This window comes from Sneathiella sp., assembly GCF_036960985.1.
In the GTDB taxonomy this organism is placed as follows: Bacteria; Pseudomonadota; Alphaproteobacteria; order Sneathiellales; family Sneathiellaceae; genus Sneathiella.
This window is the reverse complement of sequence record NZ_JBALWD010000057.1, coordinates 1-12,203: the sequence shown is the minus strand read 5'-3', so window position 1 is coordinate 12,203 and position 12,203 is coordinate 1. Positions and strand designations below refer to the sequence as shown.

The following is a 12,203-nucleotide window of genomic DNA, read 5'->3' as shown; positions in this document are numbered from 1 at the left end:
CTTTAAGTTGGCTTGGTAGATCGGTCAGCGGTATTGGTGGTATATACATTTTATTTTCCTTTACTTGTGTTCGTGCTCATGAATGTAAACGTAGTGAGAGACAGCTCACTTAGGGGGAGCACGAGTACGACGGTCAAAGGAAAGGGTTATAGGTAATTCAAATTGCGAAATTGAATGCGTACAGGGATGTAAGCAGGGATGTTTCGTAGCCTGAAGTAGGCTGCAAAATATATAAGATATTGATTTATTTAGAAAAAGATTGGCGCACCCGACACGATTCGAACGTGTGACCTCTGCCTTCGGAGGGCAGCGCTCTATCCAGCTGAGCTACGGGTGCTGAGATAGGGCCTTTGCTATAACCCAACTCATGGGCAAGTGCAACGGTTTACGGTGTTTATTCTTCACTCTAGGTACGGCCCTCAGTCAATCAATGACGTTGCAGGATTTTCACCTTGGTTTTTCTGATTGCCGTTTCCTGGTTTGAGGTCACGGACAGCGCCAGATCTTTGGAAAAATCGTCTTTCGCGGTTTTCTTCAGAGCGGTTTCAGAATCCCTGCGGGTGCGCTTGCGTTCTGTTTGCTGTTTCACTCGGAGAAGGTCGGTTTGCAAGGGCATTGGGGTCTCCTTTCAATTACCGGATGCAATCACCCGATAATATAGGAGTGCAAAGCGCGGTGGCAAGTATCTATTGTCACCGCGCTCGGCCCAAGACTTCCTACAAATTCACCTGATTACCGTTTTTGATCACCCTGCGGTGGTTCGCAGAATTGGCTGCCATAAGGATGTCTTCCGTCGGATTACCATTGACAATAATCATGTCGGCCTTGAAGTCGGCTTTGATCTGGCCCCGATCGTCAAGTTCCATCAGGGAATGCGCAACTGATGTACTGCTGGTGAGGGCGTCAATTGCCGTCATACCGCAGTCGACCATATAAGCCATTTCCATGGCATTTTCCCCGTGCATATTGAACGGCGTACCGGCATCGGTTCCCATGGCAATTTTTCCGCCTGCTTTATAAAACATCTTGAAACTTTCGCGATGTTTCTCAAAGACACGGCGCGATTTTTCAACAACGTAATCTGCAATCCCGTTGTCGGCATTATTGAGGATATTCTGGACAGCCGCCAACGTCGGTACAAGATAGGTGCCGCGCTCCAGCATGGCATCCACACATTGCTGGTCCATAAAGATACCATGCTCGATGGAGGTAATTCCGGCAAGGACGGCATTCATAATGCCTTCGGAGCCTTGGGCATGACTGGCTGATGTTTTGTGGAAACGTTGGGCTTCCCCAACACCAACCCGCATTTCATCGGCACTGTAATGGGCGTCTTCTGGATTAACGCCCGGGGTCATAACACCGCCGGTTGCCATGATTTTAATCAGATCACTACCGGCATGAATTTGTTCCCGGACGGCCTTGACGACCTCGTCGCAGCCGTCAGCAACTCGCCCGCTTCTGTTGCCATGACCACCGGTCATACAGATCATTTTTCCGGAGGCCATAATATTTGGCCCCAGGAACCGGCCGTTATTGCAGCCATCGCGGACGGGAAATTCAAGATAGTCGCGGCCTCCGCAATCGCGGACAGCCGTAATGCCCGCTTTCAACGAGGTTTGCGCATTTTCAAGCACACGGAGTGTAATTTCGCCAGGATTCACACCTTCGATACTACCGCGCGGATCGGCCTCACCTTTATAAACGAGATGGACATGGCTATCGGCAATGCCGGGCATTAGCGTGCCGCCGGTGGTATCTACAGTGGTTCCCTGAAAATCAGCAAAGGCTTCGGCCGGCGCAACTTGTTGGATGGTGTCGCCTTCAACAAGTACCGAGTGGTTTTTATGAAGAGTTCCCGTGCCGTCAAAAACATCACCGCCGCCATATAAAGTCGCTGCCATTTTCCGTTTCCCTTATTGTTTGATTGCCACCAATATGCCACGAACCCTGCTAAACATACCAATAAAAAAAGCCAGGCCGATTAACGACCTGGCGATACATGTTCCGAACAGCCTATTTATTGGGCTGTGGTGTCATTCTTAGATAAGGCTTGAGTTCCTTCCAGCCTTTTGGAAATAATTCCTTCATCTGATCCGGGTCGGTGATGGCCGGCACGATGACGCAATCGTCGCCGTCCTGCCAATTCACAGGTGTCGCGACCTTGTGATATTCCGTGAGCTGCAGGCTGTCGATAACCCTCAGGATTTCATCAAAGTTACGACCTGTACTGGCGGGATAAGTTAGTGTCAGCCGGAGTTTCTTGTTGGGGTCGACAATAAACACCGAGCGAACAGTAAGGGTGTTGTCGGCGTTCGGGTGAATCATGCCGTACAAATCAGAAACTGTGCGATCTGCATCGGCTAGAATTGGGAAATTTACGGCGCTGCCCTGTGTTTCCTTGATATCAGCTAACCAGCCCTGATGGCTATCGACACTGTCGACACTGAGGGCAATGGGTTTGATGTTGCGCTTGTCGAATTCCGGTTTGAGTCGCGCGACCTCTGCCAGTTCTGTCGTGCAAACGGGCGTAAAATCTTTCGGATGGGAAAACAAAATGGCCCATTCATCCCCAATCCAATTGTGAAAGCTAATGTCGCCTTCCGTCGATTTTTGGGTAAAATCAGGTACTACGTCTCCGAGCTGAATAGTCATGGATCCCTCTTATGTTCGAATTAAATAGACAAGGAGGGTATGCCCGCTCGAGCCCGAATGCAAACAACAAACGGCAAAGTTGTGATCACAATTACTTTGACGAGGTCATTTGCAGGAAAGCATCTTCCAGGTCTGGCTCTTGTGTTGTTAAATCGACAATTGTCAGGCCGCCGTCCGTGACGGCTTTCAGGATTTCGGAGACTTCCGTTTGGCTGGGTCGATAGGAAATATTCAAGCGTCGGCCGTGACTGAGATGAGTGTCGAATTTGTCCAGATAAGCCGGGACTTCGTCGATATCGTGATCGAGAATTAAGCAGACATTTTTCATGTCAAGTTTGCCAAGCAACGTTGCCGTGGGTTCGCAGGCGACAACTTCGCCATGATTAATGATGGCGATGGTGTCACAAAGCTCTTCGGCTTCTTCCAGGTAATGGGTGGTCAGGATAACTGTGGTGCCTTGATCATTGAGACCTTTGATATATTCCCAGAGTTGTTGGCGTAGCTCGATATCCACACCAGCTGTGGGTTCGTCGAGTATCAAGACTTGCGGGCTATGGACCATGGCCTTGGCCACCAGCAACCGGCGGCGCATGCCTCCAGATAAGGTCCGGGCGTAGACATCCGCTTTATCATCTAGTCCCATGGCGTTCAGGATCTCATCAGTCCGGCGGCGGGATTTCGGAACGCCATACAAACCGGCCTGAAATTCCATGACTTCGCGCGGCGTAAAGAACGCGTCCAGATTAAGTTCTTGCGGGACGACGCCAATGGCACTGCGGGCGTTGCGCATATTGGCTTCTGTATCGAAGCCGCAGATGCTGACGGTGCCGCTGGTTTTATTGACCAGGCCGGCGATGATATTGATCAGAGTTGATTTTCCGGCGCCGTTGGGGCCCAGCAAGCCAAAGAAAGATCCGCGCGGAACCTCAAGGTTGATACCTTTGAGGGCTTCCTTGTCCGGTGTCGACCCTTTGATCTTATAGATCTTCCGAAGGTCACGGACTTGCAGAGCCGCGGGGAGGGGATGACTATCTTGCATTATTTTATTGTTCTTTACGCTCATCGTGTTTTGCAGGGTACGGGCCCGGGAATTTGTTACGGCGAGTCATAATCTTCAATGGACAGATAAGCAAGAGCCCTCAAAGAATGCGGTTGCTACACCCACAAAGTAAGAGCCAGGGGAATGACCAGAATGGTGAGCAAGGTGGACACCATAATGAAGGCGGCGACATCTGTCGCATGGGCTGGTTGGTATTTCTCGACCCACAAATAAGTGGCCACGGAAGACGGCATCAGGCACATCAGGACGAAAGCATTCTTCGTGACGCCGTCAAAGCCAAATAAAAGGGTAACGCCATAGGCGACCGAGACAGCCATGGCCACGTGAAACACCGCCAAAAAGCAGCCTTTCAAGACGCCGCCGACGTTCAGAGTTGCCAGTGTGTAGCCAAGAGTGAGCAGCATCAAGGGAATGGACAAGCCGCCGAGGATCGAGGTTCCCTTGGCAATGGGAACCGGTAACGATGTCTTGGTGGCCATCAGAATAAGCGACAATATAACCGCGTAAACGACGGGTTGCTTCAGCAGATCCGAAAAGCTCAATTTACCTGCGGGCAGCCAGATTCCGATGCTGAAAATACACACCATAACGACGATCAACACGGCCATGGCAATGGCCAGCCCCTGATCACCAAAGGCCAGGAAGCTGACGGGCAATCCTACATTACCAACATTGTTCAGCATCATCGGCGACAGGAAGGCCCGAACTGGTAAGCCCGTAATTTTCAGGAAAACAAATGCAATTGCCCCAAAACAGGCAACCATGACGGCGGCGGCCAGCATCACATTGACGAAGGCCCCAAAGGCCACATGCTGAGCTGCCAAATGGGAAATAATGAGGGTTGGGTAGCCAATATTGGAGATAAGGCTGCCGACCATTTTGGTGTCGAAGTAGATCTTGAACTTGGCTAAACCGAAGCCCGCCAGAACGCAGATCATAATAGGGATAAGCACATTGCTGAGATGATAAACAAGTTGTTCGATGGTTAAATCCCGCTTGCGTTGATCCAGAATTGGCCTAACTCTATCAGCCGAATTTCACCAGATCAAATTAATCCTGTCTTACAGGCCGTTTCTCGGTTGCTTCCTGGTCGGCAATCGATATCATCCGGGATAGATTATTATAGTTGCCAATCCTGAGTGAAACAGACGGCGACGGAGCAATACGAGATCATAGAAGTGAGGCATATCAATGCAAGCCGTTGAGACAATTGAAGTAGAAAATTCCAAAATCGCTTGTGATGGCGGAAAAGGGGCGCTGGGTCATCCACGGGTTTTCTTGAACATGGGCGACAAGGGGCAGGTTGAATGCCCGTATTGTGGCAGAAATTATGTCTTGAAAGCGGGCGCAAAAGCCTCTGGCGGGCACTGAACAGACGGATCGGAATCTAAACAGCATGAGTGAAGCGGACGTCACAGGCGACCCCGGTCAAAAACATCGTATCTATCTCGTCGATGGATCGGGATATATTTTTCGCGCCTATTTTGCGCTGATCCGGGGGCGCGGGCCCATCAGCCGCTCTGACGGGACGCCAACCGGCGCCGTGCTTGGTTTTTCCAATATGCTGTTCAAATTGATACAGGACACACAAAGGGATGGACGGGTCAGCCATCTGGCGGTGATTTTCGATACCAGCCGGAAGACCTTCCGATCTGAAATTTTCGAAGACTATAAGGCCAACCGCGACGCGCCGCCCGATGATCTCATTCCGCAATTTCCGTTGGTGCGCGACGCAACACGGGCCTTTAATGTACCGTCCATTGAAAAACAGGGGTTCGAAGCCGACGATATTATCGCCACTTATGCTGCGCAGGCCACTGCCGCGGGCATGGAAACCGTGATTGTCTCGTCGGATAAAGATTTGATGCAGTTGGTCGGCGGCGACGTCACCATGCTGGATCCCATGAAGAACAAGATGATCGGTGTCGAGGAAGTCCGCGAAAAATTCGGGGTCGCCCCGGACAAGGTAATCGACATTCAGTCTCTGGCCGGGGACAGCGTTGATAACGTGCCGGGTGTCCCGGGTATTGGCGTAAAAACCGCGGCACTGCTGATCAACGAATTTGGCGATCTCGATACGTTGTTGGAACGGGCTGGCGAAATTCCGCAAAAAGGCCGCCGTGAAAAACTGCTGGAATTTGCCGACATGGCACGGCTCAGTCGGCAGCTTGTGACCTTGAAGCAGGATGTGGAGTTGGACATCGACGTCATGGATCTGACCGTGCAAATGCCCAACGCTGCCGATTTGATTGCGTTCCTCAATGAAAATGAATTCAAACAGCTCATCAGCCGGGTAAAGGAATTTTTTGGCGCGGATTTCCGAAAAGATGCCGCCGACCTTCCTGATATGCCGGCGGCTGCGACATCTGCTGGCGACGCAGCTGATACGCCAAAAGCGGTTATTGAGACACATTACACCACTGTTTTGGAGATGCCCGTTCTTCAAGAATGGATTGACGAAGCCTACCGTATTGGCTCTGTCGCCGTGGATACGGAAACAACGGGACTGAATGCCATGCAGGCCTCACTGGTCGGGGTGTCTTTGTGCGTCCACGCGGGCACAGCCTGTTATATACCAGTCGGTCATGTCACCCCGAAAGCGCAAGGTGGCTTTGATTTTGACGGGGCGGATGAGAAAACCGAGGATACGGGGCTCAATCAATTGCCAAAAGCAGATGTGATTGCCGCGTTAAAGCCGCTGTTGGAAGATCCGGCCGTGCTCAAAATTGGCCAGAATATAAAGTATGATCAGGTTATTCTGGGTCAGGAAGGTATTGAGGTCGGGCCGGTGGATGACACCATGTTGCTGTCCTATTGTCAGGAAGCGGGCCAGCATGGTCATGGTATGGACGAGCTGTCCCGCCTGCATTTTGATATTTCTCCGATCCCGTTTAAAGAGGTGGCGGGAACAGGAAAATCGCAAATAACCTTTGCCGAAGTGCCCATCGACAAGGCGACGGAATATGCCGCCGAAGATGCCGACATTACCTTGCGCCTGCATCAGGTGCTGAAGCCCCAGTTGGCGAAAACCAAATCGGCCACCTTGTATGAGACCATCGAGCGTCCGTTGGTTCCGGTCATCGCCAGAATGGAGCAGGAGGGGGTTAAAGTTGATGCCCCGTTCCTCAGCAAGCTGTCCGAAGATTTCGGAGCCCGTATGGTCACCTACGTGGCGGAGATCCATGCGCTGGCTGGCGAGGAATTCAATGTCGGTTCGCCCAAGCAGCTTGGTGAAATTCTGTTCGATAAGATGGCTCTGCCCGGCGGCAAAAAAGGCAAGACAGGCGCCTATACTACAGATGTAAATGTCCTTGAGGGGTTGGCGGCGGATGGCGTCGAACTGGCGCGCAAAATTCTTGACTGGCGGCAACTGGCAAAATTGAAAAGCACCTATACCGACGCTTTGCAGGCGCAGGTCAATGCCAAGACCGGCCGTGTCCATACGTCCTTTTCCCTGGCCGCGGCGTCCACCGGGCGGTTGGCATCGTCTGATCCGAATGTTCAGAATATTCCCATCCGGACAGAAGAAGGGCGCAAATTACGCAAAGCCTTTATCGCCGAGCCGGGCCATAAACTGATCAGCGCCGACTATTCCCAGATTGAATTGCGGCTGTTGGCGCATATCGCAGATATCACGTCCTTGAAAGAGGCCTTTGCCGAGGGCTTGGATATTCATGCGAAGACAGCGTCGCAGGTCTTTGGCGTACCGCTTGACGGTATGGACCCGATGATGCGGCGGTCGGCCAAGGCCATTAATTTCGGCATAATCTACGGGATCAGTGCGTTCGGGCTGGCGCGCCAGCTGGATGTGCCGCGCGGTGAAGCACAGGGATATATTGAATCCTATTTCACGCAATATCCGGGTATCCGCGATTATATGGACGAAACCAAAGCCTTCTGCCATGAAACGGGATATGTGGAAACCATCTTTGGACGGCGTGTTCATTTACCGGGCATCAATGATAAAAACGGCGCCCGTCGTGGCTTTTCCGAGCGGGCGGCCATCAACGCACCGATCCAGGGATCCGCAGCAGATATCATCAAACGGGCGATGATCCGGCTACCGGGTGCACTGGAAGACGCCGGGCTATCTGCGCGCATGTTACTGCAAGTCCATGACGAACTGATATTTGAGGTTCCGGACGCCGAGACGGCGGACACTGCCGCGCTGGTGAAAACCGTCATGGAAAAGGCAGCGTTGCCGGCCATCGACATTACGGTGCCCTTGGTTGTCGATGCGGGCATTGGCGATAACTGGGGAGAGGCGCACTAACCCTGCTGCAGTTTGCCCATGACCGAAACCCTGCTTATTGCCCTGACAACCTTCTTTGCGACCATCGGTCCGTTGGATGTGGCCGCCATGTTCGCGGCCCTGACCACTAACAATACGGCGCGCGAACGGCGGGCAATGGCCGTAAAGGCAAGTCTGATTGGCGGCGGCATCCTGCTGTTCTTTGCCTTGTTCGGAAAAGTGGTTCTGGAAAGTTTTGGTATTTCCCTGGCCGCATTGCAGGCGTCGGGCGGTATTCTGTTGCTGCTCATTGCCATTGATATGGTGTTTGCCCGCGATTCCGGAAGTACCTCGACCACGGATCAGGAACAAAAGGAAGCAGAAGCGAAACAGGACGTTTCCGTCTTTCCGTTGGCAACCCCGTTGATCGCGGGACCGGGGGCCATCGGCGCCGCCATTCTCCTGGTCAGCCAGGCCGACGGTGATACGGCCGAAATCTCTTTGGTGATCGGTGCCTTACTGGCAATTATCCTGATGACCTTCCTGTTAATGCTGCTGGCGACGCAGGTCCAAAGATTGCTTGGAGTGACGGGCTTGCATGTGATTTCGCGGGTTGTTGGCGTGTTGCTCGCGGGGTTGGCCGTACAGTTCATTTTTGATGGCATACAGAATAGCGGCTTGCTTAACTGATTCTGATCGTTAACCATATCCGCGGATATGTTAACCATACATAGATAAATATTAACGATAACAACGACGTATGTCCGAAGAGCCGGGAATATTCCACATCCCTTATTTTCCGTGACATTCTCGTTTAATTTGCATAAAAATTTAGATAAATGCGATAATATCTATTGACTGTGCCGTAGAATATGGTCAAATTGCGGCCAAGCGATGTTATATTGAAAACAAATTTTTAGTCAGCCGGACATTAAGCGGTGTGTTTTTGGGTTTGAGTTTTTTTAATCAGGCCACAAGAAAATTGAGGATTATATAATGAAAACTTTATTGAACGCCGTTGTCGGCGCCGTCGCAGTTTCTTTTTTATTCGTAGCCACTGCGCAATCTGCCGTCATCACCGTTAAATGGGATACGCTTGTACCACCTGCCGATACATTCGTTCCAACTGCAACATCTACAACAGGGGATGTCCATCAAGGTGTGACTGGATCCATTGGCGGTGTGCGCAGATCTCCTTGGGATACGATCCCGGCTATGGCAGATACGGGTACTTATACATCGGTTTCCGGTGACGCTTCTGCGACATATGAGCTGACAAGCGCTATTAACAGTTTCACCTTCATGTGGGGATCGGTTGACGATTACAATATGATCGAATTCTGGAATGGCGATGATTATCTGGGTATTCTTGAAGGATCAGATGACCAGCTTAATGATGCGCCGAAACGGATTGAATGGATCAACGCGACGATCACACTTGATATGCTGTTTGACAAAGTTCGCTTTATCTCCGGTAACAACGCCTTTGAGTACGCAAATGTTGAGCTTTCTGTAGTGCCACTGCCGGCTGCCCTGCCGCTTTATGGCGCCGGACTTGCCGCTCTTGGCTTTATGGGTTGGCGCCGCCGCCGCAAAACGGCAGCTGCCGCTTAATCGGCTAACTTAAAACATTTTCAGTCTTAAACGGCAGCTCTAATCAGGCTGCCGTTTTTCTTTGGCTAATCGCTTGATCTGACGATAGGCTGTCCGGATGATACTCACGGATAACGGGGCCTTGAATGGATATGGATAAAGCGACGGAGAAACTGGCGGCTGCTGAAATCTTCAGTGAAGCGGAAAAAGAGGCCGTCTATAAAGCCATATATACCCGCCGGGATGTCCGCGATCAGTTTTTGCCGACCCCCTTGCCCGACGATATCGTCGAAAAACTTCTGCAAGCGGCCCATCATGCACCCTCGGTTGGTTTCATGCAGCCGTGGAATTTTATCCTGATCCGGGAGGCGGCCCAGAAACAGAAAATCTGGGAAGCGTTTAATCGCGCCAATGAGGAAGCCGCTCAAATGTTCGATGCGGAACGCCAGAGCCTGTATCAGAAATTGAAACTGGAAGGCATCCTGAAATCCCCGTTGAATATTTGCATCACCTGCGATCGCTCCCGCGGCGGCGAAGTGATCCTGGGACGGACCCATAATCCACAAATGGATCTGTATAGCAGTGTCTGCGCCGTGCAGAATTTATGGCTGGCCGCGCGCGCCGAAGGGATCGGCATGGGCTGGGTTAGTATTTATCATGACAGGGAATTAAAAGACTTACTGGGAATCCCCGAAGAGATCGAGATTATCGCCTATTTATGTCTTGGGTATGTGGATGCTTTGTATGAAGAACCGGAACTGCAAGCCAAGGGTTGGCGCAAACGGTTGGAACTTTCGGATCTGGTCTCTGAGGGCCAGTGGTCGGCGGTCCCTCTTGCTGCGGATACAACACATGAATGAAATTGATATGTTTGGCCGAATACATAAAAATAATGCATGTATTCGGCGGCGCAGGCCTCGCCCGTTATAGCATCGCCTGAATGACCCGATCGGGCGGTGTATGACCATCAATAAATGTCTTGATATTGATCAGGACTTTTTCGCCCATATCAATCCGGCCTTCGATGGTCGCCGATCCCATATGTGGCAGCAAGATTACGTTATCCAGTTCGAGCAGGCGCGGATTGACCGCGGGCTCATGCTCAAAGACATCGAGGCCGGCACCGGCAATCTTTCCGGCCCGCAGCATCCGGGTCAGCGTATTCTCATCGACGACTTCACCGCGCGAAGTGTTGACGATATAGCAAGTCGGCTGCAACAGCGCCAAGCGGCGGGAGTTGAGCAAATGGAAAGTCGCCGGGGTATGCGGGCAGTTGATGGATACAATATCCATGCGGGCCAGCATCTGATCGAGGCTTTCCCAATATGTTGCTTCCAGCTCGTCTGCAATAAAGTCTGGCAATCGGTTGCGGTTATGGTAATGGATGGACAGGCCAAAGGCTTTCGCCCGGCGGGCCACGGCTTGACCAATGCGGCCCATGCCGACGATGCCCAGACGCTTGCCCCATATCCGGTGGCCGAGCATACCGGTTGGCGACCAACCTTTCCATTCGCCGGAGCGCATGCGGCGCTCCCCTTCGGTCAGGCGGCGGGGCACGGCCATAATGAGGGCCATGGTCATATCGGCGGTATCTTCGGTGAGAACCCCGGGCGTATTGGTCACCGTAATGTTGCGCTGACGGGCAGTCGCCAAATCAATATGATCAACCCCGGTGCCGAAACTGGCGATCAGTTTCAAATCCGGATTACACTGGCTGATAACCCCCAGATCAATTTTATCGGTCACCGTTGGCACCAGCACATCCGCTTCCTTGACCGCCTCGATAAGTTCAGCCTGACTCATCGGGACATCGTCATGGTTCAGCTTTGTATCGAAAAGCTCCATCATGCGCGTCTCAATGGCATCGGGAAGTTTTCTCGTGACAACTACAAGCGGTTTTTTTTGCGGCATCGGGTGACTCTTTCGTTCCTGGTCCGTACATTAAATTGGACAGCTAGGCTTTTTCTAGCAGATCGCGGGGCCGGATACAATTGTGACCTTAGCTAACAGGCCCTGGTTTTTTGAGTTCTTGACCCAAAGGGGGCAGACGCGGCATAACCATAGTCGATTTCGTTCTCATTCGAAGGTTTATTTCACGTGAAATTCTGCGCCCTTTTGCTCACCCTCCTGAGTTTCAGTTTCCTCTCCGCGGTTGCCTATGCCGGCCCGACTGGGACAGAAACTGGCTTGCCCATGCCGCGCTTTGTCTCGTTATCCTCAAATAAGGTCAATGTGCGCACCGGACCCGGAACGCGTTACCCCATTACCTGGGTCTTTGTCCGTCGGGGCTGGCCGGTCGAGGTTATCGCTGAATATGAACTCTGGCGCCGCATCCGGGATGTCGACGGCTCAACGGGCTGGGTTCATAAAGGGCTGCTCAGCAGCCGCAGAACATTGATCATTACCGAAGAATCCCGCGCTGTTTATGAAGACCCGGACGAAAGCAGTGTCGTCGTCCTGTTGGCCGAGCCTGGCGTCCTTGGTAAATTGCAAGAATGCGATGGCCGCTGGTGCGCGCTGGAAATTGCCGGCCTTACGGGCTGGCTGCCCGCCAACCAGTTTTACGGGGTGTTGGAGAACGAAAAGATCCGCTGAGGAACGGTTTGGGGCACCGCGCTCATATATATATCAGGAATGCTGCAGAATACGGACGTCTATTCGCCG

12 protein-coding genes and 1 tRNA gene are annotated in these 12,203 nt (G+C 52.1%); 6 read left to right on the top strand and 7 right to left on the bottom strand.

Annotated elements, in window-relative coordinates:
- Positions 1-260: 260 nt before the first annotated feature.
- The 6 genes from V7723_RS19375 to V7723_RS19350 all read right to left on the bottom strand — a co-directional run bounded on the left by V7723_RS19375 (position 261) and on the right by V7723_RS19350 (position 4,653).
- Positions 261-337, bottom strand: a tRNA-Arg gene (locus V7723_RS19375).
- Positions 338-427: 90 nt separating this feature from the next.
- Complete coding sequence (locus V7723_RS19370; protein WP_335686148.1) at positions 428-616, bottom strand: hypothetical protein; 189 nt, start codon at positions 614-616, stop codon at positions 428-430.
- A gap of 100 nt (positions 617-716) precedes the next feature.
- A complete protein-coding gene (locus V7723_RS19365) occupies positions 717-1,904 on the bottom strand; it encodes a metal-dependent hydrolase family protein (protein WP_335686147.1) in 1,188 nt (395 codons plus the stop codon).
- Between the two features lie 112 nt (positions 1,905-2,016).
- Positions 2,017-2,655, bottom strand: coding sequence for a peroxiredoxin (locus V7723_RS19360; protein WP_335686146.1), 639 nt, complete (start codon positions 2,653-2,655; stop codon positions 2,017-2,019).
- Positions 2,656-2,746: 91 nt separating this feature from the next.
- Positions 2,747-3,694, bottom strand: a complete 948-nt coding sequence (locus V7723_RS19355) for an ABC transporter ATP-binding protein (protein ID WP_335686145.1) — start codon at positions 3,692-3,694, stop codon at positions 2,747-2,749.
- A 116-nt stretch (positions 3,695-3,810) separates the two neighbouring features.
- Positions 3,811-4,653 (bottom strand): AEC family transporter, encoded by an 843-nt coding sequence (locus V7723_RS19350; RefSeq protein WP_335686144.1) that lies wholly within the window; start codon positions 4,651-4,653, stop codon positions 3,811-3,813.
- Between the two features lie 253 nt (positions 4,654-4,906).
- On the opposite strand from V7723_RS19350, the gene V7723_RS19345 reads away from it, so the two are divergent.
- The 5 genes from V7723_RS19345 to bluB all read left to right on the top strand — a co-directional run bounded on the left by V7723_RS19345 (position 4,907) and on the right by bluB (position 10,399).
- Entirely contained in the window at positions 4,907-5,086 is a 180-nt protein-coding gene (locus V7723_RS19345) for a zinc-finger domain-containing protein (RefSeq protein WP_335686143.1), read from the top strand.
- Positions 5,087-5,111: 25 nt separating this feature from the next.
- Positions 5,112-7,988 carry a DNA polymerase I gene (gene polA / locus V7723_RS19340; protein ID WP_335686142.1) on the top strand — a complete coding sequence of 959 codons (2,877 nt, stop codon included), beginning with the start codon at positions 5,112-5,114 and terminating at the stop codon, positions 7,986-7,988.
- Between the two features lie 18 nt (positions 7,989-8,006).
- Positions 8,007-8,636: a MarC family protein gene (locus V7723_RS19335; RefSeq protein ID WP_335686141.1), complete on the top strand. Its 630-nt coding sequence runs from the start codon at positions 8,007-8,009 to the stop codon at positions 8,634-8,636.
- Between the two features lie 306 nt (positions 8,637-8,942).
- A complete protein-coding gene (locus V7723_RS19330) occupies positions 8,943-9,560 on the top strand; it encodes a VPLPA-CTERM sorting domain-containing protein (protein WP_335686140.1) in 618 nt (205 codons plus the stop codon).
- A gap of 131 nt (positions 9,561-9,691) precedes the next feature.
- Complete coding sequence (gene bluB / locus V7723_RS19325; RefSeq protein ID WP_443024266.1) at positions 9,692-10,399, top strand: 5,6-dimethylbenzimidazole synthase; 708 nt, start codon at positions 9,692-9,694, stop codon at positions 10,397-10,399.
- Between the two features lie 64 nt (positions 10,400-10,463).
- Here bluB and V7723_RS19320 read toward each other — a convergent pair whose 3' ends face one another.
- Positions 10,464-11,450, bottom strand: coding sequence for a 2-hydroxyacid dehydrogenase (locus V7723_RS19320; RefSeq protein WP_335686138.1), 987 nt, complete (start codon positions 11,448-11,450; stop codon positions 10,464-10,466).
- Between the two features lie 186 nt (positions 11,451-11,636).
- On the opposite strand from V7723_RS19320, the gene V7723_RS19315 reads away from it, so the two are divergent.
- A complete protein-coding gene (locus V7723_RS19315) occupies positions 11,637-12,134 on the top strand; it encodes an SH3 domain-containing protein (RefSeq protein ID WP_335686137.1) in 498 nt (165 codons plus the stop codon).
- Positions 12,135-12,203 lie beyond the last annotated feature (69 nt).

Coding starts and splice junctions, on each gene's coding strand:
- V7723_RS19350 (WP_335686144.1), bottom strand. CDS start 4,653: ATGATCTGCGTTCTGGCGGGCTTCGGTTTAGCCAAGTTCAAGATCTAC.
- V7723_RS19320 (WP_335686138.1), bottom strand. CDS start 11,450: ATGCCGCAAAAAAAACCGCTTGTAGTTGTCACGAGAAAACTTCCCGAT.
- V7723_RS19370 (WP_335686148.1), bottom strand. CDS start 616: ATGCCCTTGCAAACCGACCTTCTCCGAGTGAAACAGCAAACAGAACGC.
- V7723_RS19365 (WP_335686147.1), bottom strand. CDS start 1,904: ATGGCAGCGACTTTATATGGCGGCGGTGATGTTTTTGACGGCACGGGA.
- polA (WP_335686142.1), top strand. CDS start 5,112: ATGAGTGAAGCGGACGTCACAGGCGACCCCGGTCAAAAACATCGTATC.
- V7723_RS19330 (WP_335686140.1), top strand. CDS start 8,943: ATGAAAACTTTATTGAACGCCGTTGTCGGCGCCGTCGCAGTTTCTTTT.
- V7723_RS19355 (WP_335686145.1), bottom strand. CDS start 3,694: ATGCAAGATAGTCATCCCCTCCCCGCGGCTCTGCAAGTCCGTGACCTT.
- V7723_RS19345 (WP_335686143.1), top strand. CDS start 4,907: ATGCAAGCCGTTGAGACAATTGAAGTAGAAAATTCCAAAATCGCTTGT.
- V7723_RS19335 (WP_335686141.1), top strand. CDS start 8,007: ATGACCGAAACCCTGCTTATTGCCCTGACAACCTTCTTTGCGACCATC.
- bluB (WP_443024266.1), top strand. CDS start 9,692: ATGGATAAAGCGACGGAGAAACTGGCGGCTGCTGAAATCTTCAGTGAA.
- V7723_RS19360 (WP_335686146.1), bottom strand. CDS start 2,655: ATGACTATTCAGCTCGGAGACGTAGTACCTGATTTTACCCAAAAATCG.